The sequence below is a fragment of the Arthrobacter sedimenti genome (assembly GCF_042652025.1).
Taxonomy (GTDB): domain Bacteria; phylum Actinomycetota; class Actinomycetes; order Actinomycetales; family Micrococcaceae; genus Arthrobacter; species Arthrobacter sedimenti.
In genome coordinates this window covers 119,885-141,139 of record NZ_JBHSDQ010000003.1, presented here as the reverse complement: position 1 = coordinate 141,139, position 21,255 = coordinate 119,885, and the positions used below count along the sequence as shown (strand labels likewise).

Sequence of the window (21,255 nt, the reverse complement as noted above, 5' to 3'; positions counted from 1 at the left end):
CCGCGGCTTGAGCAGCCCGCATAAGCAGGTGCGGTTCCCACCGGGTCCAGCAGTGCTGGAACAGGACCAACGGCTCTCCCACCCGCTCCGGCGGCGCCTGATACTGAAAAGGGAAAGCGGACGGCTGGCGCCCGCCTTCCAGGAACCGGAGGCAGTGGAAGTGTACGGCTGGAATGACGGCATGGGCCTGTGGGGCTATGTCCTGATGAGCATCAGCATGGTGGTGGTCTGGGGGGCGATCATCACCGGTATTGTCCTGCTGGCCCGTTCCCTGCGGGCACCCTCCCCGCACCCCATGCAGCAATCCCCGCGGATGGCGGAGGACGTGCTCGCCGAGCGCTTCGCCCGCGGGGAAATTGACGCAGTTGAATACCAGAACAGGCTGGCCGTCCTGCGTGGCCAGCCGGGTACGTGATTTCGTGGGTCCCGCAGGCAACGGACAGTGGGGTGCAGCTGTGCCACTCTCTGAATTCGAGAAACGCGAACTCGAACTGATCGGTCATGGCCTGGAAGGAGACGATCCCCGGCTCGCCGGCCTGCTCAGCCGGGATATCGCAGCGCTGTCCCTCCGGACCCGCATCAGCCGGGGATTACTGCTCTTCGCGGCAGGCGTCGGCGTCCTCCTCCTTGGCCTGGTGATCCGGGTCCCTTCGGTGGGCATCGCAGGGTTTGCCGTCATGAACGGCGGCGCCTACTGGGCCATCAAGGACCTTCGGTGGTCCTTGCGCAGCAGGAACCGGCACGTTGGGCAACTGGAAGGCAACAACGAATGAACGGGAACGGCAAGGACCTTTCGTCCGAGCAGCAGGCGCTGCAGGCGGTGGAGGCCCACCATGCGGATATGCTGCGGCACCTCAACGGGCTGGTAGGGCTGCTCACCCAGGCCGTGGAGGCGGGCGACCCTGCCGCTGGGCAGGCTGCGCAGGCCACCCTCCTCGACTGGTGTGACAAGGAACTGGTGCCCCATGCCCTGGCCGAGGAGGGTCCGCTCTACAGCGGGCCGCACGGCATGCCTGAGGCCAAACTGCTGGTGGACGGCATGCTGGCCGAGCACCACGTCATCGTCGGCCTGGTCGAAGAACTCAGGACGGCCGACGGGGTCCCTGCGGCAGTTGCGGCCGGCGCCATCCAGCGGATCTTCGCGCTGCATTTGGACAAGGAGAACCGCCTCCTGATGCCTTTCGTCGTCCAGTCCTCCGGGCTGTCACTCGCCCATGCAGTTGAGGGATTGCACGAACTGGTGGGAGAAGGCCCGTCAGGGCACCACGGCTGAACGGGGATGGGCACCGCCCACTTCTTCAGCCGCCGCCTCTGCCCGGGTCCCTGCCTCCGGAGCTTCTGCCTCCGGACCGTGGACCACCAGCACCGGGCAGTGCGCGTGGCTCACGCACGCCGAACTCACCGAACCCGGGACGAAGCTCCCGTGTCCCCGTCTGCCGACGATCACCAGGGACGCATTGCGGCTGGCGTCAATCAGCGCCGGGCCGGGCTTGCCCCGGACCAGCCGGGGGTGCACGAACGAAGGCAGTTCCCCGAAAGCCTCTGCGAGGGCCTGGTGGAGTACTTGTTCCGCGGCATACTTGAACCCCTCGATCCCGACGGCGAGGTACACCCCGTAGCCCGCCGGAACGTCCCAGCACGCCCACGCTTCGACTTTCGCCGACATGGGTTCCGCCATGGCCCGGGCCACCCGGAGCGCGGCGACGGAGGCTTCGGATCCATCCACCCCAACGATGATCCTCGGGTGCGGTTCAAGGGCACTCATGCCGGCTCCAATCGCTGACTTGCCATGTACTTTCCTGTGGCCGGATACTCTCCTGTGGCTCGTCCCAGAATGGACCACAAACACTTCCCGGGGAAGGGCCGAAGGTCATCAGGTCCGCGCGTGCAGGGGCCATTGCGCGGCCCATTGCGCGGCCGGATTCGGTTACGTGGACTTTGGTCCCTTCCCGCACCCGCCTCCCCGGGTAACAATGGGACCAGGCCCTCCCCGGGGCTACCCCGCATGCCGCGGGGTCATGATCCTGAAGACATTGGGAGCGTTCGGTGCACAAGCATGAAGCAGGGACTGATGAGCCAACAGGATCCTTGGGGCCGGTCCGCGTGTTCATCCTCGATGACCATGAGCTTGTCAGGCAGGGGCTGAAGGACCTGCTGGAAGGCGAGGGGTTCCTGGTAGTAGGCGAAAGCGGGTCTGCGGCCGAAGCGACCCGCCGCATCCCGGCCCTGCACCCGGACATTGCCATTCTCGACGGGCGGCTTCCTGACGGTACGGGCATCGAAGTCTGCCGGGACGTTCGTTCCCTCGATCCCCGCCTGCGCTGCCTGATCCTGACCAGCTACGACGACGAACAGGCCCTGCGCGGGGCAGTCCTGGCAGGTGCCTCCGGATACATCCTGAAACAGATCAGGAGCGACGATCTCCTGGCCGGGATCCGGAAGGCCGCTGCCGGCGAATCACTGTTTGACCCGGGGATGGAGCAGCAGATCATCACCGGGCTTTCCACCGCACCGACAGATCCCCGGTTGGAGGGCCTGAGCGCGCAGGAGAAGAAGGTGCTGGCGCTGATCGGCCAGGGGCTGACCAACCGCCAGATCGGCGACGAGCTGTTCCTGGCGGAAAAGACAGTCAAGAACTACGTTTCGTCCATCCTGGCCAAACTGGGCTTCGAGCGCAGGACGCAGGCGGCCGTTTACGTCACCAGGAGCTCACCGGAGTCCGCCTGACCGGACAGGTCAACCGAGTGGTGCCGACCAACGCACAGACGTGCCCTGCCCCGGAACGCTCTCGATGAGGCAGCTGCCCTTCAGCAATTCAGCGCGGTGGCGCATATTCGCCAGGCCGCTCACCTGGCCGGGCTCGGCGAACCCCCGGCCGTTGTCATGGATGAGGAGCTGGACTGCATTCCCGGCACGGGCTTTCCTGCCATCACCGTTCGTACCCGAAGCATCGCCAGGCCCCACGGCAACGGTGACCTGGATGTCGTCGGCGCCGGAATGCCGGAGTGCATTGCTGAGCCCCTCCGACAGCACTGACAACAGATGCACTGCCACATCCTCGCGGATCGAGTCCACCGGTCCGTCCAGGGATACCTTGGGGGTCAGGGCGTAGCTGCGGGAATTCTCCCGGACCACCCGCAAGATCCGGCCCGTCAACGGTTCACGTTCCTCATCCGCTGTGCGGAGGGAGTAGATGGTGTCCCGCAGCTTGCGGATGGTCTCATCGAGTTCGGTGGTCACGGCGGCGATGCGCTCATGCGCCACCGGATCCAGGGTGTAGCGCCGCAGGCTCTGGATACTCAGCCCGGCAGCAAACAGGCGCTGGATGACCAGATCGTGCAGGTCCCGGGCAATCCGTTCCCGGTCCGTGAACAGAAGGTTCTGTTCGCGCAACGCGTTCACACGGGCAAGGTCCAGCGCTAGTCCGATCCGGCTTCCGAAGATGGCGCTGGACTCTGCCTCGGCCTGGCTGAACACAGCAGTACCCTGTGCGCGCGCCAGCAGCAGGACCCCATTGTCGCTGGAGCTGTGCCCAAGCGAGCACACGAGTACGGAGCCAAGCTTTTCCGCTACCCCGTCCTCGAACACCTGCCGCGGATCCTTCGCCACCAACGATCCGCCGCCCTCGAGGACGCTCGATACCGCTTGTGAAACCATGAGTTCCTGGCCGGCCTGCAGACCCTGCACCCCGAGGCATGAACGGCAGCGAAGCGTGCCGTCACCGGCCGGAACGGCCACGACTGCAAGCGCGGAGTCCGAGACCTTGAGGGCGGTGTCGGCAACAACATCCAGGTTGTCCCCATCCCCCGGGTGAGAGGTCATGATCAACCTGCTGCTCAGTTCCATCCCTGCCTCGAGCCATTTCTGCCGCCGGCTGCTGTCTTCGAACAGGCGGGCGTTCTGGATCGCCACTCCGGCCGCTGCAGCCAGGGCCACCGCAAGGTCTTCATCTTCCACGGTGAAGTCCTCCCCGCCCTGTTTTTCCGTCAGGTAGAGGTTGCCGAACACTTCATCCCGGACGCGGACCGGCACGCCCAGGAAGGTCCTCATGGGCGGATGGTTCGCGGGAAATCCGGACGTAATGGGGTGTTGGCCAAGGTCATGGAGGCGTAGGGGTTTCGGCTCGCGGATCAAGAGGCCCAGCACGCCGTGGCCGGTGGGAAGGTCGCCGATGGATCGGATTCCTTCTTCGTCGATTCCCACCGTGATGAAGTGGCTCAGCCTTCGGTCCTCTCCGATGACTCCCAATGCGCCGTACCGCGCGCCCACCAGGGCGCAGGCCGACCGCACAAGTCGGTCAAGGACGGCTTCAAGGCTCAGGTCCTCAGCGAGGGCCACCACCGCCGCCAAGAGTCCGTTGATCCGTTCCTGCGTGTCCAGCAATTCATCCCCGCGGGCCGTAAAGTCCCGCACCAGGTCTTCCATTCTGTCCCTCATCGGCGAGCGCCAAGGCTGCTCAGAACTCACGTGCCACCTCCTGCGGCAGGAACCTGCGGCGCTGCAGGTCCCTGGCGCGGTCCAAGTGTTCGAAACGGAAGTGCCGGCCTCCGCCCCCAATTCCACCTTCACCTGAGCATGAAGGCTCTTCGCATCTAATTCTAGGAGGGCACGGGGAAAAATACCCCTCAAGGTGCCGGAATGGGGGCGCTAGGGGGCGCGGGACCTTCTTCCCTAGCCCGGGGGCGGCGCCCGGCTTTAGGCTACGGCCATGAATACTGCCGCGACTGAACCGGAAATCAAGGAACTGGGCGTCCACGATTGCTGGCGATACCTTCGTTCGACGTCCCTTTGCAGGATTGCCTTCACCGACGGGGACACGATTGAGAACTATCCCGTGAACTTCGTCCCCACCAACGGCACCCTGCTCATCCGCACCGGCGAAGGAACAAAGCTTGCCTCCCTCGCTGAACGGAAAGCAGTGGCCGTCGAGGCCGACGGGATGAACCAGTACGGCACCATTGCCTGGAGCGTCATCCTCAAGGGGCAAGCGCTGATCGTGTCCGATGCCGAGGAAACCCAGGACGCCATGGATGCCGGGCTTTCACCCTGGCAGCCCGGCCAAAAGAACATCCTGATCCGGATCACGCCGCAGGAGATCAGTGGGCGCAGGTTCGTCATCGCCGCGCCGACCCACTGGTGGCCGCCGCGGGAACCGACCGCGGATTAGGCCGGCACGCGAACGGTTCCCTGCTCCAGCAGAACACTCCCCCATTAGAACCCGCAAAGGATGGTCCCCCATGGCACTTGCCAAGCCAATCGCCGTCGGCATCACCGATTCCTCGGCGTCCAACGCCGCCCTGTTGTGGGCAGCAGCCCGGGCCAACAGGCACAAGCTTCCCCTCGCCGTCGTGAATGTGGTGGACGACCGGTGGATGGCCGCCGAAGTCCTGCCCTACCTTGAAGTCCTGCGGGAATCGGGCCTGGGCCTGCTGAAGGAAGCCGGCGAAAAGGCCACCGCAGCCGAACCGGGCCTGCAGGTTACCCTCCAGCTCCTGGAAGGCGGCGTAGGGGCCGCCCTTGGTGACTACTCCAAAAATGCCAGCATGCTGGTCCTTGGCACCAGCGGCCACAACCGCGGCGCGTTAACGGACCGGGCCCTGCAGGCGGCGGCTGCGGCAGAGTGCCCCGTGGCTGTCATCGGTGATGCCCAGGAGCACGGCCGCGGCATCGTGGTGGGCGTGGACGGATCGCAGGAATCAACACAGGCCGTTGCCTTTGCAGCAGCAGAAGCTGACTCCCTCGGAGAGGAACTGACGGTCCTCTACGCGTTCACCGGCCCCAACCGCTGGATTTCCGCCGGACTGCCGCAAAGCAGTTTCGCCACCCACGTGATGGAGGAGGAGCAGATCGTCTTGTCCGAAACGGAGGCCGGCCTCCGGCAGGACTACCCGGATCTCAGGGTGCAAACCGTGATGGAAACCGTCCTGGAACCTGCGGACGCCTTGCTCCGTGCAGCTGCCGGTGCCCGTCTGCTGGTCCTGGGCAGCCGTGGCAAGGGTGGTTTTGAGAGGCTCCTTCTGGGGTCCACGGCACACGCGGTGCTGACCCAGCCGCCCTGCCCTACGGTCATCACCCGCATGCACAGGCAGCAGCACCAGGACTGACCGGTCAGCAGCCTGGCCAGGCCATGACGGTAGCTGGGGACAACGGGGCCCCGGTCCCGGGCGTGGACGCGCGCCATGCCCGGGAGGGGCTCTCCACCGCAGAAGTTCGGGAACGCACTGCTGCCGGCCGCATCAACAGTGTGCCCACGGCTACCAGCAGGACGGTCGGAGAGATTGTCCAGGCCAACGTCTTCACCCTTTTCAACGGCGTGGTGGGAGGGTGCTTCATCCTGCTGTTGGTCCTTGGCCAGTGGCGTGATGCGCTGTTCGGGTTGTCCGCCATCAGCAATTCGCTGATCGGCATCATTCAGGAATACCGGGCCAAGCGCTTGCTTGACCAGCTTGCCATTTTGCATGCCGCCAGGAGCACGGTGGTCAGGAACGGTGCCCGGGAAACCATATCCTCGGAAGAGCTGGTCCCGGACGAGCTGGTGGTACTTAACGCCGGAGACCAGGTCACGGCGGACCTGGTGCTGCTGGACGGGAACCCGCTTGAGGTGGACGAATCGTTGCTGACCGGCGAATCGGAGCCCGTCCCCAAGCAGGGCGGTGCCGTACTGCTCTCCGGTTCCCTGATCCTTGCCGGGAGTGGGCGGGCCACCGTGCTCCGGGTGGGACCTGACACATTTGCCTACGGTTTGGCCGCCGAGGCGCGCCGGTTTTCCCTGGTGACATCCGAAATTCGGCGGGGCCTGGAGAAGGTCTTTGCCGTCATTACCTGGCTGCTTCTTCCCACCGCCCTGCTGCTTACCAATGCGCAGATGCAGGAGCAGGGCGGGTGGGCCGGTGCCATGGCATCAGGGCGGTGGGTGCCGGCGGCCGTGGGCTCCGTTGCAGGCATCATGGCCATGATTCCGCTGGGCCTGCTCCTGATGACCAGCGTGGCATTCGCCGTGGGCGGGCTCCGGCTTGCCCGCCAAAAAGTACTGATCCAGGAACTTGCCGCCGTGGAGGTGCTGGCACGGGTGGATGTCCTCTGCCTGGATAAGACCGGCACGTTGTCCTCCGGCTCCATCGTGTTTGACGCCGTCCACGACGCCGGGACGGTTCCTGTTCCCGGGTGGCGGCAGGCGCTGGAATGGTTCGGTTCCAACGCGGACGCCAGCAGCACCGCGGCAGCCATCGGAAAAGCCTTCCCTGTGCAGGTTCCGGCGCAGGAGCAGGACTTGGTCCCCTTCTCCTCTGCCCGGAAGTGGAGCTCGGTGACGTTCGCAGCCGGCTCTGCAGCTGCCGGCACCTGGATCCTGGGAGCACCGGATGCGGTGCTGCACGCCCCCGGCTGCGCCACGGCACACGGCAAGGCAGCAGCCCTGGCCGCAACGGGCCTGCGGACCCTGGCTCTGGTGTACCTGCCGGCGCCGCTGCCCCCGGATGCCGCAGGCGCGGGACTGCCGCCGGACCTGGTCCCGGTCCTGCTGCTGGCTTTCCGAGAGAGCATCCGGCAGGACGCAGCGTCCACGCTGGACTACTTTCGGCGGCAGGGGGTAACGGTCAAGATCATCTCCGGAGACGATCCGCGCACGGTGGGGGCGCTGGCCCGCGGGGTGGGGTTTGGGACCGGCGTCGCCTGTGACGCGCGCCGGCTTCCTCAAGATCCCGTCGAACTGGAGGAAACGGTGGAGGCCCACAGCCTCTTCGGGAGCGTGACACCCTCCCAGAAGCGGGACCTGATCCAGGCCCTGAGACGGCGGGGGCACACTGTGGCAATGACCGGGGACGGGGTGAATGATGTTTTGGCGCTCAAGGAGGCCGACCTGGGGATTGCCATGGACTCGGCCTCCCCGGCAACCAAGGCCGTGGCCCGCCTGGTCCTGCTGGACGGGCGCTTCGAGCGGCTGCCGGCCGTGGTGGACGAGGGACGGCGGGCCATCAGCAACATCGAGCGTGTATCCCTGGTATTCCTGAGCAAAACCGTCTACGCCACCATCATTTCCGTGGTGTCCGGCATCCTGTTGCTGGCCTTTCCATTCCTGCCCCGGCAACTGTCGGCCCTGGATGGGTTGACCATCGGCCTGCCGGCGTTCTTCCTGGCCCTGCAGCCCGGCGGGCAGCGCTACGCTCCCGGGTTCCTCCGGCGTTCCCTCGCATTCGCTGTGCCGGCCGGCATCTGCACCGGCCTGTGCGTCCTTGCGGTCAGCGGCTATGCCCAGACGTGGGGCGGATACAGCGAAGAGTCCGCGCAGTCCGCGGCCACCATGACCCTTGGCCTGGTGGCGGCGTGGATCCTGGTAGTGGCATCGCGCCCCCTCCACCCGACCAAGGTCCTGATCCTTGCCGGAATGTACTCAGGGCTGGTCCTGTTATTCACCGTCCCGGTGGCACAGGATTTCTTCCGGGTGGACTGGCCGCCCCCCGGCCTGCTGATCCTTTCCACCTCGGTTGCCGCCGCAGGTTGCGTGGCCATCGAGGTGGTGGGGCGGTTCACCCGGCGGCCATCCATTCCGGGCCACCAGGGCGGGCTGGGACCTTTGACTCTGGAAGCGGCGGCACGGGAACGGGAAGGTGGAACTGCCGGGCGAAGCGATGGTCCGGCTTCCACTTGAGCAGGAGGCAAGAATGACTGACCTGATGAGATGGTTTGATACCCGGCGCTCTCCGATGGATGTCATCGAGAGGCTGTTCGAAGGCGATGTGGGCTCTTCGGCCATTCGGGTTGAGGAGATGATGGACGGCAATACGCTCGTGGTCCGGGCCGAACTGCCCGGAATAGATCCGGAAAAGGACGTTGACGTCACGGTTGCCGATGGCGTGTTGTCGATCAAGGCGGAGCGGCAGGAGAAGAAGGAGCAAAAGGGCAAGGACAGCTACCGGTCCGAATTCCGCTACGGCTCCTTTATGCGCCGCATTCCCCTCCCCAGCGGCGTCCAGCAAGGCGACATTACTGCCTCGTACAAGGACGGCCTCCTCGAAGTCCGGGCTCCGATGCCGGAGCAGGAGCAGGAAGCCGGTGCGTCAAAGATCCCCATCAGCAGGGGTTGAGGACGGTTTAAGTACGACGCCGGTGCCTGGCTTCCCGGGGATGAACCCTGGGGAGCCAGGCACTTTGGCGCCTAGAGCACGAGCTTGGCAGTCTGCCCGTCCGCGATCCGTGCCTCCGCAGCGGCAATGACCGGGAGCGTCCGCACATAGGTGTCGGGATTCAGGGACACGGAATCGATGCCCTGGCTGACCAGGAACTCTGCGAGGTCAGGATGGTTGCTGGGCCCCTGTCCGCAGATTCCGATCTTGATGCCGGCGGCGTGGGCCTTGCTGATCGCTTCGGCGATCATGGCCATCACTGCCGGATCCCGCTCGTCGAACAGCCCGGCGAGCTCCTCCGAGTCGCGGTCCACCCCCAACACCAGCTGGGTGAGGTCGTTGGACCCGATGGAGAAACCGTCAAAGCGCTTGGCGAATTCCGCTGCCAGGACCACGTTCGAGGGGATCTCGCACATCATATAGAGCTGCAGGCCGTCCCGGCCGCGGACCAATCCCTGCTCCTCCATCGCCTGGATCACCTGGTCAGCTTCCCGGACGGTGCGGCAGAAGGGAACCATGACGATGACGTTGCCGAATCCCACCTGCTCGCGTACGCGTTTCAGGGCTTTGCATTCCAGGGCGAAGCCTTCGCGGTAGTGGCTGCTGTAGTAGCGGGAGGCGCCACGGAACCCGAGCATGGGGTTTTCCTCCGGGCGTTCAAAGGCGCTGCCGCCAATGAGGTGGCCGTATTCGTTGGTCTTGAAGTCGCTCAACCGGACGATCACGGGCTTGGGATGGAACGGAGCGGCAATCTTCGCGATCCCGGTGGCCAGCACGTCGATGAAGTACTCCTGGGGGTCTTCATAGCCGCTGGTCAGCTGCCGGATGAGCGCAGCCTCGTCCGGGTCCGCCACCTTTTCCGGATGGACCAGGGCCATGGGGTGGATGCGGATCAAATTGTTGATGATGAACTCCATCCGGGCCAGGCCCACGCCGGCGGCGGGCAGCCGCCACCATTTGAAGGCCGCGGCAGGGCTTGCGATGTTGATCATTACGGCCGTGCGGGTGGCCGGAAGCGCCTGCATGTCCACGTCTTCCACTGAGAACTCCAGCAGTCCCTCGTAGACGCGGCCTTCCTCGCCTTCCGCGCAGGACAAGGTGACCTTGACGCCGTCGGACAGTGCTTCCGTGGCGTTGCGCGTTCCCACGACGGCGGGCACGCCCAGTTCGCGGCTGACGATGGCCGCGTGGCTGGTTGGGCCGCCGTGGTCCGTGATGATGCCTGCCGCGCGCTTCATCACGGGTACCCAGTCCGGATCCGTCATCCGGGTGACCAGCACGGAGCCGTCCACGAAGGATTCGATGTCCTTGGCATCCCGCACCACGCACGCCTCGCCCCGGGCTATGGCGTCGCCGATCGCGGCGCCGGAGACCAGGACCTTCCCGGGCTGTGCAAGATGGTAGGTCCGGAAGGTGGTTGTGCTCCTGCGGGCCTGGACGGTTTCCGGCCTTGCCTGCACCATGAAGAGTTCTCCGGTGACCCCGTCCCTGGCCCACTCCATGTCCATCGGGCGCCCGTAGTGCTCCTCCACGGCAGCGGCCCAGCGGGCCAGCAGGACAACCTCCCGGTCATCCAGCACCAGCGTGTGCTGCTCCCGTTCGGAGGTCTCCACCATCCTGGTCCGCGCATCCCCGCCCTGGCTGTACACCATTTTGCGTTCCTTGGCGCCCAGCTCCCGCTCAATCACGGGGCTGAAGCGCTCCTCTGCCAGGAGCGGCTTGAACACCTGGTACTTGTCCGGGTTGATGGTCCCCTGGACCACCGTCTCCCCCAGCCCCCAGGCTGCGCTGATCACCACCACGCCGGGGAACCCGGACTCGGTGTCGATTGAGAACATCACCCCGGATGCGCCAACGTCGGAGCGGACCATGCGCTGCACCCCCACGGACAAGGCGACGTCCAGGTGGTCATATCCCTTCATTTCGCGGTAGCTGATGGCGCGGTCGGTGAACAGGGATGCGTAGCAGCGCCGGCAGGCATCCAGGACCGCCCGCGCGCCCGCCACGTTCAGGAAGGTTTCCTGCTGGCCGGCGAAGCTGGCGTCCGGCAGGTCCTCCGCGGTGGCGCTGCTGCGGACCGCGACGGCGAGCTGGTCCTGCCCCGCCCGCCGGCACAGGGCGCTGTAGTGTTCCTGGATGTCCGCGGCGATGTCCTCCGGGAAGGTGGCCTGCAGGAACAGCTCACGGATCGCCGCTCCGGCCTGGCGGAGCGTGGATGTTCCGGCACGTTGGTCTTCCATGTGCTTCCTAATCCGCGGCTCCAGGCCGTTGGCAGCAAGGAACGCCCGGTAGGCGGCAGCGGTGGTGGCGAACCCCTCGGGGACCCGGACCCCCTCGGTCTGCAGCGCACGGGTCAGCTCGCCCAGCGAAGCGTTCTTTCCTCCGACGGAAGGGATGTCCGCGATCCCGGTGTCCTCGATCCACTTGACGTTGGCGTTGGCCAGGGACGTGTCTGCGGCGGCACTCATGGCTTGATTCTGGACTTGACCGGCGGGGGGCTGCAGAGTCTTAGGTCCTGCTCCGCCGCAGCCGCCGGCGCGCGGATTTGTGGATCCAGTCCGCCAGCAGGACCGCAGGGGCCGCCAGGAGCGCCAGCAGGAAGCCTGCCGGGGGTGGCGGTGCCTGGCCCAGCAGTGTTGCGAGGTAGGGGATGTACAGGCACACGGCTAGGATGGCCAGCTCAGCCAGCACGGCCCAGACCAGGAGCCTGTTGGTCCCCCAGCCCAGCTTCCAGGGCGGCACCGTGGCGCTCCGGCAAGCGAAGGCGTTTGCCAGCTGCCCCAGGACGACCGCGGTAAAGGCGGCACCGGAGGCAGCCATCAGGAGCCCTGCCTCCGGCACTTGGCCCCGGCTCCACCCACCGCCGGCCAGGACCGCGGAGAACACCGCCATTTCCATGGCGGCCTCGACGGGGCCCAGGATGCAGAAGACCCGGATGATTAACTGCCGGTCCATCAGGTGCCGCCGTTCGGGTGGACGTGCCAGGATACGCCTGCCGGGCGGCTCGGCACCCAAGGCCAGGGCGGGCAGCAGATCGGTGCCGATGTCCAGGGCGAGGATTTGCAGTACCCCCAGGGCCAGCGGGAACCGGCCGCCGGACAGTGCCCAGATGACAAAGGGGGTCAGTTCCGCCACGTTGTCGGTGAGGTGGTAGGTGAGGAACCGGTGGATGTTGGCGTAGGTGGCCCTGCCCTGTTCGATGGCGGCCACGATGGTGCCGAAATGGTCGTCAAGGAGAACCAGATCCGCGGCTTCACGCGCCACGTCTGTTCCGCTGAGGCCCATGGCCACACCGATGTCGGCTTCGCGGAGGGCCGGGCCGTCGTTGACGCCGTCGCCGGTCATCGCCACGACATGGCCGCGTGCCTGCAGCGCTTTGGCCACGCGGAGCTTTTGCTCGGGCGAGACCCTGCTGACCACCACTCCGTCGCGGTCCAAAAGTGCGCCCAGGATCTGGTCGTCCTCCGGCAGGTCCGCGCCTTCCAGCACCAGTTCGGGGCTGCCGGTCAGCCCGATCTGGCGGGCAATCGCCGCCGCCGTAGCTGGGTGGTCGCCGGTGATCATGGCGATCCTGAGTCCCGCCTGCCGCGCCGTGCGGATCACGTCGGCCACATCCGGCCGGGGCGGGTCCTGCAGTCCGATCAGGCCCAGGAGTTCCATGCCTGTTTCAAGCTCCAAGGCTGGAGTGGACTGCCAGGCCTCCGGTGCTCCTGCAAGCTGGCGCCGGGCAACAGCGATGACGCGCAGCCCGCGTGCGGCCATCACCTCCACCTGTTCCTTGACCGGGCCGGGCACGGCTTCGCAGACCGGGAGCACGGTTTCGGGAGCGCCTTTGCAGAACAGGTCCGCCCCCAGGAGGGCCGATTCGCGGCGCCGCACGGGATCGAACGGCAACCGGCGCCAGGGGGCAGCGCCGGCCTCAGTGCCTGTCAGCCTGCGGGCCAGGACGTCCATCGCCGCCTCCATGGGGTCGCCCTGCGCCCGCCACTGTCCGTCGTGGAACTCGGCTCGGCCCTGCGAAGCCGTACGCGCAGCCAGCGCCACCTTGGCAGCCCCTTCCACCCCGCTTCCCTGGACACCGCCGTCGGGAGCATATCCCTGGCCCGTCACCTGGACAGGACCAGCCACTGTAAAGACTTCGACGGCGTTCATCCGGTTCTGCGTCAGGGTCCCGGTTTTGTCGGTGCAGATGAAGGTGGTTGAGCCCAGGGTTTCGACTGCTTCGAGGTTCCGGACCAGCCCGCTGCGGCCTGCCATGCGCTGTGCTCCCATGGCCAGCGACAGCGTGACGGTGGGGAGGAGGCCCTCCGGGACCAGCGCTACGGCAACGCCGATGGAAAACAGGAACGAGTCCCGCCATTGGAAGCCCACCAGCAGCGATGCAAGGAAGAAGACCGCCGCGATGCCCAGGGCCATACCGGCGGTGACGCGGACGATGCGGCGCAGTTCCTGTGACAGCGGCGTGGGGGGTGGAACCGCCCCACTGGTCAGGGCAGCGATCCCGGCGAGCTTGGTTCCGGTACCTGTTGCCGACACTGAGGCCTCGCCATAACCGTTGACCAGGAAGGTGCCGCCCCAGGCCGGGTCACCGGCGATTTTCGGCACCGGGGCGCTTTCGCCGGTCAGCATGGATTCATCCACCGCGAAGGCCGCTGCTGACAGCAACACCGTGTCCGCCGGGACGCGGTCGCCGGCAGCGAGCAGCACCACGTCACCGACCACCAGCTCACTGGCGTGGACCTTGCGCACCTTCCCGTCCCGCCGGACCACCACGTCGGCGGGCAGCAGGCCACGCAGCCTGGCGGCGGCGTGCTGCGCGCGTTCCTGCTGGATGTGCGCGAAGACCCCGTTGACAATGACGACGACGATGATCGCCACGGCGAGCTGCGGCATGTCCGCGATGAAGGCCAGCCCTGCGGCGCACCACAGCATGAGGGCGAAGAAGTGCGTCATTTCGCCCCAAAGCTTCCGCCACTGCGGAACGGGTTTCTCCGCGGGAAGCTGGTTGGGGCCCGCCTGCTTCAGGAGCTGCGCGGCCTGTTCAGAGCTGAGGCCCTCCGCGGTCCTCACACAGCGTCCGCCTCCTGCCCAACCAGGAGCACGGGACAATTGGAGTGGGCAGCGCAGGCCCTGCTGACGGAACCCATGGACGACTTGAGCAGGCCGCCTTCGCCGTGCCGTCCAACCACCAGCATCTGTGCCCGCCGGCTCTCGTCCACCAGCACCTTCGCCGGTGATCCGAACTTGATGGACACGTCGATGTTGTCCGGCCGGTCACCGGAAAACGCCCGGCCAAGGGCATCCTCCACCAGGCGCCCGGCAGCATCCTCCAGCCTTGCGGTGAACTGCCGATCCGCCCCCTCAAGCCGCGACATCACCAGGTAGTCCGGCATCCCGATGCATGAGATGACCTCGAGCCGGGCGCCAAGGCGGGCTGCCAGTGTGCCCGCGTAGCGGAGGGCCGCGGAGGAGTATTCGGACCCGTCCACACCCACAATGACCGGCTTGGCTCCTGTTTCTGCATTCATGGTCACCACGTTCCCGGCTGCAGCTTGGGTTGGGAAGGGCCGAAAGTCATGCCGCCGGCAGCCTCCGTGGACCGGGTTTCCGGCCGGCCCCGGCTTTCTTATCAGCACCGTGGAGCGCCCTGAGACCGTTCAGGATGGTGGCCAGGTCAACCAGTTCCTGAAGGAGCGCGCCGGCGACGGCGGGAATGTACCCGGTCATGGCGATGGCCATCAGGACAAGGCTTAGCCCTATCCCCGTCCAGATGCTCACCAGGGCAACAGCCACTGTGCGCTTTCCGATGGCGACGGCCTGGGCCACTTTGGACAGGTCATCGAGCATGATCACCACGTCCGCCGATTCGCTCGCAGCCGTGGCGCCCTTGGCCCCCATCGCGATGCCGACGTCCGCAGCGGCCAGGACAGGAGCGTCGTTCACGCCGTCGCCCACCATCAGGACCGGCCGTTCCGCCAGGGCGGCAACAGTGTTGACCTTGTCCTCGGGAAGGCACTCCGCCTGGACCCGCCCTATCCCGGCTTCCTCGGCAATGTGGGCGGCCGTGGCGTGGGCATCGCCGGTCAGCAGCATGGTGTTTTGCACGCCGAGGCCGCGCAGGCGTTCGAGCGTATCCACGGCGTTGCCCCGCAATGGATCCTTCATGATCAACGCACCGGCGTACCCGCCGTTGACCGCCACGTGAACGGCAAGCTGGCCGCTGTGGACCGCAGCCTCCCGGAATCCGCTGGATGAGCTGCGGACCAGGCCGGCTTTGCCCACCACCACCTGTTGGCCGTCACAAACGGCCTCCACACCGTGGGTGGCGTTTTCCGTCGCCTGCTGCACTGGCAGGAGGGTGAGCCCGGCTGCCTGGGCGGCTTCGATCACTGAAGCTGCCAGCACATGCGAGGAGTACTGCTCCGCGGAAGCGGCGAGCTGGAGGATCTTCCTGCTCCCCAGCGTCTCCCCATGGCCAGGTGCCATCCTGACCTCATCGAGGACGGGACGCCCCGACGTGAGGGTACCGGTTTTGTCGAAGACCGCCGACTGTGCCTTCGCCAGCTGTTCAAGGGTCCTGGTGTTCTTGATGATGATGCCCTTGTGGGCGGCCTGGCTGGTACCGGCCAGGAACGCCACCGGCGCCGCGATCAGCAGCGGGCAGGGGGTGGCCACCACCAGGACCTGGGCAAAGCGCAACGGCTCGCCGGACAGGAGCCATGCCGTTCCCGCCATGGCCAGGGCCAGGAGGGTGAAGGGCACCGCGTAGCGGTCGGCCATGCGGACTACCGGGGCGCGGCTGTTGGAGGCCTCCTCCACCAGGGCGATGATGCGGCTGTACTGCGAGTCGGCCGCGGTGGCCGCTGCCCGCATCCGGATGGCCGCCACTCCGTTGACGGCGCCGCTGAGCAACTGTTGCCCACGGGTGCGTTCCACCGGCAAGCTTTCACCCGTCAGCGATGATTCATCCAGGGTGGCTGAATCGGACAGGAGTTCGCCGTCAACGGGTACCAGTTCGGACGGGCGGACCACCAGTATGTCCCCCGGCGCGACCTCGCCGATTGGGGTGTCCACCAGAACCGCGCCGGATTCCTCGCGGTGGGCGAAGCGGGGAGCCCTGTCCAGCAGGGACCGCAGTTCCCGCGCTGCGCGACCCTGGGCGAAATTCTCCAGCGCCTCCCCGCCAGTGAGCATCAGGATCACCACCAGGGCCGCGAGATACTCTCCCACCGCCACCGTGCTGGCAATGGCCATCAGGGCCAAAAGGTCGATCCCCCAGCGGCCCTCGCGCAGCGACCGGACCATGCCGGCCGCACGGGCCACCACGATAACGGCCGCGTAGGCCGACGCAAGGATGCGGACCTGCAGTTCCAGGCCGAACTGAACCAGCACCAGTGAGGCCACGAGCACCAGGAGGGTCAGTGCGACGACGGGATACCGTCTGAGGAAGCCCGAGGCCTTTTCCACCGGCGAGCCTGCGGGTTCTCCAGCGTCAAGGCTGCCGGGACCTCCGCCGGTGGCCGTGGGCGGGGAGGCCTGCTTCCTCATCCAGGACCCTTCGGCAGGAGGCGGTGAAGGTCATCGCACATGGAACTGAACCTACCCTGCCGCCGTCAGGGGGGCTAGGGCATTTGGCCCCGGCCTGTCTTCTGCACCCCGGCCGCGTGACCTTCGGCCCTGCCCACGGCACCGATGCCGCGGTCATGCTTGAGCCGCAGACTTGGCACAGACTCATACTGGAACGCGGATGGAAGCCATAACGATCAACGCAGGCAAGGCTTAGGGCGGGACTCGTCGATGCAGCCCCGGTCAGTGGAGCAGTTTTTCGACGGAGCACCCACCGCGCTCGGGATCTACGAGACGGCCGAACGGATGGCGGCGGGCCTGGGACCCCATGAGATCAGGGTGGGCAAAAGCCAAATTTCCTTCCGCCGGCGCCGCGGGTTCGCGTACCTCTGGCGGCCCGGGGTTTATGTGAAGTCTTCTGTTCCGCTTGTCCTGTCCTTGGCACTGCCGCGGGACCTGGGCTCGCGGCGCTTCAAGCAGATCGTGCATCCTTCGGCCAAAATCTGGATGCATCACCTGGAACTCACGGACAGCACTCAACTTGATGCCGAGGTCCGCACCTGGATGCAGGAAGCGTACGGCGCCGCGGGCTGACGGTTAGAGTCCTATGGCCCTGTCAGGCTGGTGCCGGGACGGCAAGGCTGATGCCATGACTGAGAATGGCCAGCAGCCCCAAAAAATCCATGTCACCGAACAACCCGTCGCCGTAGTGCGTGAAAGGGTCCCGATGGACGCGCTGACCAGCTTCTTCGGCCGTGCCTTCGGCGCTGTCATGGCTGCGGTCCAGATGCAGGGCGCCAGGCCCGCCGGCCCACCGTTCGCACGCTACCACGGCATGCCGGGCGAAACTGTAGACGTTGAAGCCGGGTTCCCTATCTCCGGCGACTTCCGGGGGACAGGCGAAGTGGCCAGCGGTTCGCTCCCTGACACGGATGCCTTTGAAGCGGTGCATACCGGCCCTTACGACACGCTGGGAACCACCTACGACGCCATCAGGGAACGGATGGAAGCCGACGGCGCCACCCCTTCAGAGAGTATGTGGGAGTACTACCTGACCGATCCCGAACAGCAGCCTGATCCTGCAACGTGGCAGACCAAGGTCGTTTGGCCGATCGCCTGAGGCGGTGGGCCTGGAACTTGGGAACGCGGGGCCGGGAAAGCTACGCGGAGCCGGCCGTCCGGGTCATAAGCCCCTGCGGCGGGTGAAGGCCAGGTCCCACGGCTGCGCCCCGTGGCTGGTTTCCGTCCAGCCGTCGCGGGCTATCTCTTCGCGGAGCTGGCTGAGGCTGGCCTGCAGGCCAGGAGCCCAGGCTTCTGCGGGAGCGGTGGCGTTCAGGGGTGGCCCGGGAAATGTGTCGCTGATATAGAGCCTTCGGCCGTCCTCCATCCTGCCAACAAACCGCAGCTGGGTGCGTCCATACTGCGAGCCAAGGGTGTAGAGGATTCGCGCCCACCACTTTACGGAGGCCGCGTCCTCCAGCTCTATCCGCAACCGCTCCTCCGCGCCGTTGCCCGCGTGTGCGTCCTCTGTCGGCATGCCTTCCTCCCGTCGACCGCAATCAGTATTCAATGCCGAATTTTGCCAAGGGCCGGCATAACCGAACAGGGACCTTGGTCACCGGCGGCAACAGCCGCGGGACATGGCAGCCGGGCCCAACGGCACTGTCCGGGCCGCTGATTAAATGGCAGCCTCCAAGCATGAAAAGGCACGGTGCACCCGGGGCCCAGCCGGGTTGGGGCCTCCTCTATCTCGCGGCGGGGGCGTCATCGATCCTGTTCGTCCTCCTGCTGATAGCTGCCCTGGTGCTGGACTTCCTGGCACCCCCGCCGGTGCGCGGCGGAGCTGCCACTCTCGAGTTCATTGCTGCCAACAAAACGAACTACGTGGCCGAGCAGGTTCTGTGGATCCTGCCAAACATCCTCCCGGTCCTTGTTTTCACGGCCCTCTTCGTGGCCCTGATGCCCTTCCGGAAGAGCCTGCCCCTGATAGCACTGATTTTCGCCGCCCTTCCCTGGGCGCTCCTGCTTGCCATCCCGGTCAGCAGCCGGGGGTCCCTCAACCTCGTCTATCTCAGCGACCGCTACATGGCCGCCGCGACGGATGGTGAACGCAGCGCCTACGCCACCGCCGCTGAAGCCATCATCGCCGAAAACAACACACCAGCCATCGCCGGAGTCCTCTCTGCCCTCGGAATTCTCCTTATGGGACTGGCAATGCTCGCGGCAGCGGCGCCCTTCCCGCAGTACCTGGCGTTGCTCGGTATTGGAACCGGTGCCTTGGGAGTCCTCAGCGAGGCCCTTCGCCACACGGTCCCCGACTTCTACTGGGGCTACGGCATCCTGCTCTGGTTGTGGTTCATTGCCACCGGAATCGTATTGATCCGCCTGTCCCGGCCTGCCCGGCTAGCATCCTCGGCGCCGCCAGTCAGGGACTTTGGTCCCTAAAAGGCCGGCCGGGCCCTTTGAGAAGCTGGATTCAGGCCGGAAGATGCACCGTAGCTGGGTTGTGCGTTCCGGGTTGCTGGACCCGAAGTCGGGCCAGGCCGCCGTCCGCGTCAACGTCGACGCAGGCAGGACCCTGAGGAGAGAACAAGGCATATGGCAGGTACGTTCGAACTGTTCGTTGATGAAGACTCGCTGATCCGGTTCCGGCTTGTGATGCCCGATGGGCACGTTTTGGCGGTTTCCGGACAATTCACCGACAAACAGGAGGCGGCTGCAGCAATAGCTGAGGTACGCGAATGCGCAGGGACCGGGCTGATCCGGGATGTTGCGCCCCCGCCGCCAGGCATTGTGCTCGCAGCGGCCCCGCACCTCCGCTACACCGTCCGCCGCAGCGCCCGCAGGCTCGGCACCGTGGGCGCAGCATGAGCTGAAGCGCTTGTACTGCGGCGAACGGACTACCGCTCAGCCGCTGAGGTCAGTGGGGCCCATCGAGGACGATGGGCCCCACTCCTGTGTGATTTGCTGGCAACGCGGCGCCAAACGCCACGCGCCGCCCAGGCCCCCGCGAAAGCCGTCAAAACGCCAGGGAAAACTAGAAGCTGGACGAACTGCCGGACCCGGAAAAGCTGCCGCCGCTGCTGCCATAACCGGTGGTGCTGCCGCCGCCCCTGGCCGAGTTGACGCTGCTGACCCCGGTATTGAATCCGGAGTTGAAGGTGGCGACAGAGAAAAACTGGTACGACGGGTACACCGTCCCCAGGATGCTCGGCTCGTAGGTCCGCTGCCGGCGGTGGTCCAGGCCCTCATGCGCCGTCTCCATCTGCTCGCGCATCAGCCGCGCCTCCCGCTCGTTCTTTGCAAAGCCTTGGATGACCGTTTCCGCATGGTTCTCCAGGAGTTCCGAAAGCCGGGTACGTGCCTGGTAAAGACGGTCCAGGGCCTTTTCCGGTGATATCCGCCCGTCCGCCAGTTCTGCGGTCCACCGCTCGATCTCCCGCAGGCTTTCGTCGCGGAAGGACCGCAGCGCGGCGGCCGTGGCGGAGTCCCCTTGTCCGTGCCGCTTGGCCAGGAGCTGCTCCAGCCCGGCCAGGTCCTTGCGGAACGGGGCAAGTTGCCGGTCCCAGGCGGTAGGCCAGGTGTCGGCGCGGTTCAACAAGGCGTTGCTGTCCGCGATGACGTCGTCCAGCGCGTCCAGCTCGGCGGCGCTGTCCGCGAACTGGCGGGCAAGCTTGAGGTTCTTCCAGCTGCTCAAGGACCGCTTGCCCAACGCATGCACCTGGTTGGACAGTTCCGTGACGGTGGCATAGCGGCTCAGGAAGGTGCGGTGTTTCTCCAGGACCTGGCTCCCATAGCGGGAGGATTCCGGGATGGTCCCGGCGTTCAGTTCCGTCACGTCCAGGTCCATGCTGACGTTGGAGTAGCTGCGGTCCCCACGTTCGATCTGTTTCCGGCAGGCGCTCCTGGTCACGGCGCGGACGATCAACCATGCGGCAGCACCCAGGGCCGCAATGCCGCCAGTAACCCATGCTGTGATCAGGAACGCGGCGGACCGGTACCACGGTTGATTGATGAGTTCGGCGGCACGGCGTATGCCGGCCACCGTGCCGTCAGTCCACTGCGCGTCGCGGAACAGGTCCTTTGACGCGTCCTGGATGTCGCTGCGCTGTTCCAGAGAAACCTTCCGGTCCTCGCCCATGTAGGTCCCCACATGACGGCCCACAGGGTCGAGCGCGAATATGAACAGCCCGTCGGCCCATTTCTGGCCGTCGGCGCTGATCCACTCGGGATGTTTGGACCGGGCAAACTTGAGGACCTCTTCGTTGAGGTTGTCCTCCGCCGTTCCGTTGTAAGTGAAGACGGCGACGCGGGTGGGCTCGTAAAACTGGATGCGTTCGACGGCGGGCAGCAGGGTGTTCTGGTCAAGCACCCCTGCGGTGTCCTCCACAACGACAGCGACGGGTGCCACCGCGGTGCCCGGCGCCGGGAACCCCAGGAGGAGGGCAGCCACGGCAAGTACGGTCGCGGCAATACGGCTGACCACGCTGCCCATATCCCTCCCCATTACTTAGAATCAGGATGAAACCAAAGAGCAGGGCTGCCAAAGGGCCGAAGGTCCCGCGGG

General features: G+C 66.1%; 20 protein-coding genes. 12 read left to right on the top strand and 8 right to left on the bottom strand.

Annotation, left to right across the window (positions count from 1 at the left end):
* The first annotated feature begins 7 nt into the window (after window positions 1-7).
* Genes ACFO0G_RS08740 through ACFO0G_RS08730 form a run of 3 tightly spaced genes read left to right on the top strand, consistent with a single transcriptional unit; the run spans window position 8 to window position 1,273 of the window.
* On the top strand, window positions 8-415 hold the full coding sequence (locus ACFO0G_RS08740) for an SHOCT domain-containing protein (protein ID WP_376977065.1): 408 nt from the start codon (window positions 8-10) through the stop codon (window positions 413-415).
* Window positions 416-455: 40 nt separating this feature from the next.
* Window positions 456-773, top strand: a complete 318-nt coding sequence (locus tag ACFO0G_RS08735; RefSeq protein ID WP_286397386.1) for a DUF3040 domain-containing protein — start codon at window positions 456-458, stop codon at window positions 771-773.
* Entirely contained in the window at window positions 770-1,273 is a 504-nt protein-coding gene (locus ACFO0G_RS08730; RefSeq protein ID WP_286397387.1) for a hemerythrin domain-containing protein, read from the top strand. The genes ACFO0G_RS08735 and ACFO0G_RS08730 overlap by 4 nt, the downstream gene beginning before the upstream one ends.
* Here ACFO0G_RS08730 and ACFO0G_RS08725 read toward each other — a convergent pair.
* Complete coding sequence (locus ACFO0G_RS08725; RefSeq protein WP_286397388.1) at window positions 1,256-1,765, bottom strand: universal stress protein; 510 nt, start codon at window positions 1,763-1,765, stop codon at window positions 1,256-1,258. The two genes, ACFO0G_RS08730 and ACFO0G_RS08725, sit on opposite strands and share 18 nt — an antisense overlap.
* Window positions 1,766-2,103: 338 nt before the next feature.
* Between ACFO0G_RS08725 and ACFO0G_RS08720 the strand changes: the two genes are divergently transcribed.
* A complete protein-coding gene (locus tag ACFO0G_RS08720; RefSeq protein WP_286404417.1) occupies window positions 2,104-2,727 on the top strand; it encodes a response regulator in 624 nt (207 codons plus the stop codon).
* A 9-nt stretch (window positions 2,728-2,736) separates the two neighbouring features.
* Here ACFO0G_RS08720 and ACFO0G_RS08715 read toward each other — a convergent pair whose 3' ends face one another.
* Window positions 2,737-4,437 carry a GAF domain-containing sensor histidine kinase gene (locus ACFO0G_RS08715; RefSeq protein WP_286404419.1) on the bottom strand — a complete coding sequence of 567 codons (1,701 nt, stop codon included), beginning with the start codon at window positions 4,435-4,437 and terminating at the stop codon, window positions 2,737-2,739.
* A gap of 271 nt (window positions 4,438-4,708) precedes the next feature.
* Here ACFO0G_RS08715 and ACFO0G_RS08710 point away from each other — a divergent pair, with 271 nt between their 5' ends.
* The 4 genes from ACFO0G_RS08710 to ACFO0G_RS08695 all read left to right on the top strand — a co-directional run bounded on the left by ACFO0G_RS08710 (window position 4,709) and on the right by ACFO0G_RS08695 (window position 9,083).
* On the top strand, window positions 4,709-5,167 hold the full coding sequence (locus ACFO0G_RS08710; RefSeq protein WP_286397390.1) for a pyridoxamine 5'-phosphate oxidase family protein: 459 nt from the start codon (window positions 4,709-4,711) through the stop codon (window positions 5,165-5,167).
* Window positions 5,168-5,237: 70 nt separating this feature from the next.
* Window positions 5,238-6,104, top strand: a complete 867-nt coding sequence (locus tag ACFO0G_RS08705) for a universal stress protein (RefSeq protein WP_286397392.1) — start codon at window positions 5,238-5,240, stop codon at window positions 6,102-6,104.
* A gap of 23 nt (window positions 6,105-6,127) precedes the next feature.
* Window positions 6,128-8,647, top strand: coding sequence for an HAD-IC family P-type ATPase (locus ACFO0G_RS08700; protein ID WP_286397393.1), 2,520 nt, complete (start codon window positions 6,128-6,130; stop codon window positions 8,645-8,647).
* Between the two features lie 13 nt (window positions 8,648-8,660).
* Window positions 8,661-9,083, top strand: a complete 423-nt coding sequence (locus tag ACFO0G_RS08695; RefSeq protein ID WP_286397395.1) for an Hsp20/alpha crystallin family protein — start codon at window positions 8,661-8,663, stop codon at window positions 9,081-9,083.
* A gap of 71 nt (window positions 9,084-9,154) precedes the next feature.
* On the opposite strand, the gene ppsA is transcribed toward ACFO0G_RS08695, so the two are convergent.
* From ppsA to ACFO0G_RS08675, 4 genes are read right to left on the bottom strand one after another with little or no spacing between them, the layout of a single operon-like run.
* Window positions 9,155-11,590, bottom strand: coding sequence for a phosphoenolpyruvate synthase (ppsA, locus tag ACFO0G_RS08690; RefSeq protein ID WP_376977060.1), 2,436 nt, complete (start codon window positions 11,588-11,590; stop codon window positions 9,155-9,157).
* A 40-nt stretch (window positions 11,591-11,630) separates the two neighbouring features.
* Complete coding sequence (locus ACFO0G_RS08685; protein WP_376977058.1) at window positions 11,631-14,192, bottom strand: cation-translocating P-type ATPase; 2,562 nt, start codon at window positions 14,190-14,192, stop codon at window positions 11,631-11,633.
* On the bottom strand, window positions 14,189-14,650 hold the full coding sequence (locus tag ACFO0G_RS08680; RefSeq protein ID WP_286397399.1) for a universal stress protein: 462 nt from the start codon (window positions 14,648-14,650) through the stop codon (window positions 14,189-14,191). The genes ACFO0G_RS08685 and ACFO0G_RS08680 overlap by 4 nt, the downstream gene beginning before the upstream one ends.
* Before the next feature lie 46 nt (window positions 14,651-14,696).
* Window positions 14,697-16,670 carry a heavy metal translocating P-type ATPase gene (locus ACFO0G_RS08675; protein ID WP_376977056.1) on the bottom strand — a complete coding sequence of 658 codons (1,974 nt, stop codon included), beginning with the start codon at window positions 16,668-16,670 and terminating at the stop codon, window positions 14,697-14,699.
* A gap of 249 nt (window positions 16,671-16,919) precedes the next feature.
* Between ACFO0G_RS08675 and ACFO0G_RS08670 the strand changes: the two genes are divergently transcribed.
* Both ACFO0G_RS08670 and ACFO0G_RS08665 read left to right on the top strand, forming a co-directional pair.
* On the top strand, window positions 16,920-17,282 hold the full coding sequence (locus tag ACFO0G_RS08670) for a DUF5655 domain-containing protein (protein ID WP_286397402.1): 363 nt from the start codon (window positions 16,920-16,922) through the stop codon (window positions 17,280-17,282).
* Window positions 17,283-17,337: 55 nt separating this feature from the next.
* Window positions 17,338-17,808 carry a GyrI-like domain-containing protein gene (locus tag ACFO0G_RS08665; protein ID WP_286397403.1) on the top strand — a complete coding sequence of 157 codons (471 nt, stop codon included), beginning with the start codon at window positions 17,338-17,340 and terminating at the stop codon, window positions 17,806-17,808.
* Between the two features lie 63 nt (window positions 17,809-17,871).
* Here the strand turns inward: ACFO0G_RS08665 and ACFO0G_RS08660 are convergent, their stop codons facing one another.
* Window positions 17,872-18,225, bottom strand: a complete 354-nt coding sequence (locus ACFO0G_RS08660) for a hypothetical protein (protein ID WP_376977054.1) — start codon at window positions 18,223-18,225, stop codon at window positions 17,872-17,874.
* Window positions 18,226-18,386: 161 nt separating this feature from the next.
* Between ACFO0G_RS08660 and ACFO0G_RS08655 the strand changes: the two genes are divergently transcribed.
* Window positions 18,387-19,133, top strand: a complete 747-nt coding sequence (locus tag ACFO0G_RS08655; RefSeq protein WP_376977053.1) for a DUF4386 family protein — start codon at window positions 18,387-18,389, stop codon at window positions 19,131-19,133.
* 153 nt (window positions 19,134-19,286) lie between these two features.
* Window positions 19,287-19,559 carry a YegP family protein gene (locus ACFO0G_RS08650; protein ID WP_286397407.1) on the top strand — a complete coding sequence of 91 codons (273 nt, stop codon included), beginning with the start codon at window positions 19,287-19,289 and terminating at the stop codon, window positions 19,557-19,559.
* 166 nt (window positions 19,560-19,725) lie between these two features.
* Here the strand turns inward: ACFO0G_RS08650 and ACFO0G_RS08645 are convergent, their stop codons facing one another.
* Window positions 19,726-21,183: a DUF5129 domain-containing protein gene (locus tag ACFO0G_RS08645; protein WP_376977052.1), complete on the bottom strand. Its 1,458-nt coding sequence runs from the start codon at window positions 21,181-21,183 to the stop codon at window positions 19,726-19,728.
* Between the last annotated feature and the right edge of the window lie 72 nt (window positions 21,184-21,255).

Bases quoted from the DNA above. Each gene is read 5' to 3' on its own strand.
- ACFO0G_RS08730 (WP_286397387.1), top strand. From the start codon at position 770: ATGAACGGGAACGGCAAGGACCTTTCGTCCGAGCAGCAGGCGCTGCAG.
- ACFO0G_RS08645 (WP_376977052.1), bottom strand. From the start codon at position 21,183: ATGGGCAGCGTGGTCAGCCGTATTGCCGCGACCGTACTTGCCGTGGCT.
- ACFO0G_RS08655 (WP_376977053.1), top strand. From the start codon at position 18,387: ATGAAAAGGCACGGTGCACCCGGGGCCCAGCCGGGTTGGGGCCTCCTC.
- ppsA (WP_376977060.1), bottom strand. From the start codon at position 11,590: ATGAGTGCCGCCGCAGACACGTCCCTGGCCAACGCCAACGTCAAGTGG.
- ACFO0G_RS08710 (WP_286397390.1), top strand. From the start codon at position 4,709: ATGAATACTGCCGCGACTGAACCGGAAATCAAGGAACTGGGCGTCCAC.
- ACFO0G_RS08670 (WP_286397402.1), top strand. From the start codon at position 16,920: ATGCAGCCCCGGTCAGTGGAGCAGTTTTTCGACGGAGCACCCACCGCG.
- ACFO0G_RS08650 (WP_286397407.1), top strand. From the start codon at position 19,287: ATGGCAGGTACGTTCGAACTGTTCGTTGATGAAGACTCGCTGATCCGG.
- ACFO0G_RS08725 (WP_286397388.1), bottom strand. From the start codon at position 1,765: ATGAGTGCCCTTGAACCGCACCCGAGGATCATCGTTGGGGTGGATGGA.
- ACFO0G_RS08675 (WP_376977056.1), bottom strand. From the start codon at position 16,670: ATGAGGAAGCAGGCCTCCCCGCCCACGGCCACCGGCGGAGGTCCCGGC.
- ACFO0G_RS08660 (WP_376977054.1), bottom strand. From the start codon at position 18,225: ATGCCGACAGAGGACGCACACGCGGGCAACGGCGCGGAGGAGCGGTTG.
- ACFO0G_RS08705 (WP_286397392.1), top strand. From the start codon at position 5,238: ATGGCACTTGCCAAGCCAATCGCCGTCGGCATCACCGATTCCTCGGCG.
- ACFO0G_RS08715 (WP_286404419.1), bottom strand. From the start codon at position 4,437: ATGAGGGACAGAATGGAAGACCTGGTGCGGGACTTTACGGCCCGCGGG.
- ACFO0G_RS08680 (WP_286397399.1), bottom strand. From the start codon at position 14,650: ATGAATGCAGAAACAGGAGCCAAGCCGGTCATTGTGGGTGTGGACGGG.
- ACFO0G_RS08695 (WP_286397395.1), top strand. From the start codon at position 8,661: ATGACTGACCTGATGAGATGGTTTGATACCCGGCGCTCTCCGATGGAT.
- ACFO0G_RS08665 (WP_286397403.1), top strand. From the start codon at position 17,338: ATGACTGAGAATGGCCAGCAGCCCCAAAAAATCCATGTCACCGAACAA.
- ACFO0G_RS08700 (WP_286397393.1), top strand. From the start codon at position 6,128: ATGACGGTAGCTGGGGACAACGGGGCCCCGGTCCCGGGCGTGGACGCG.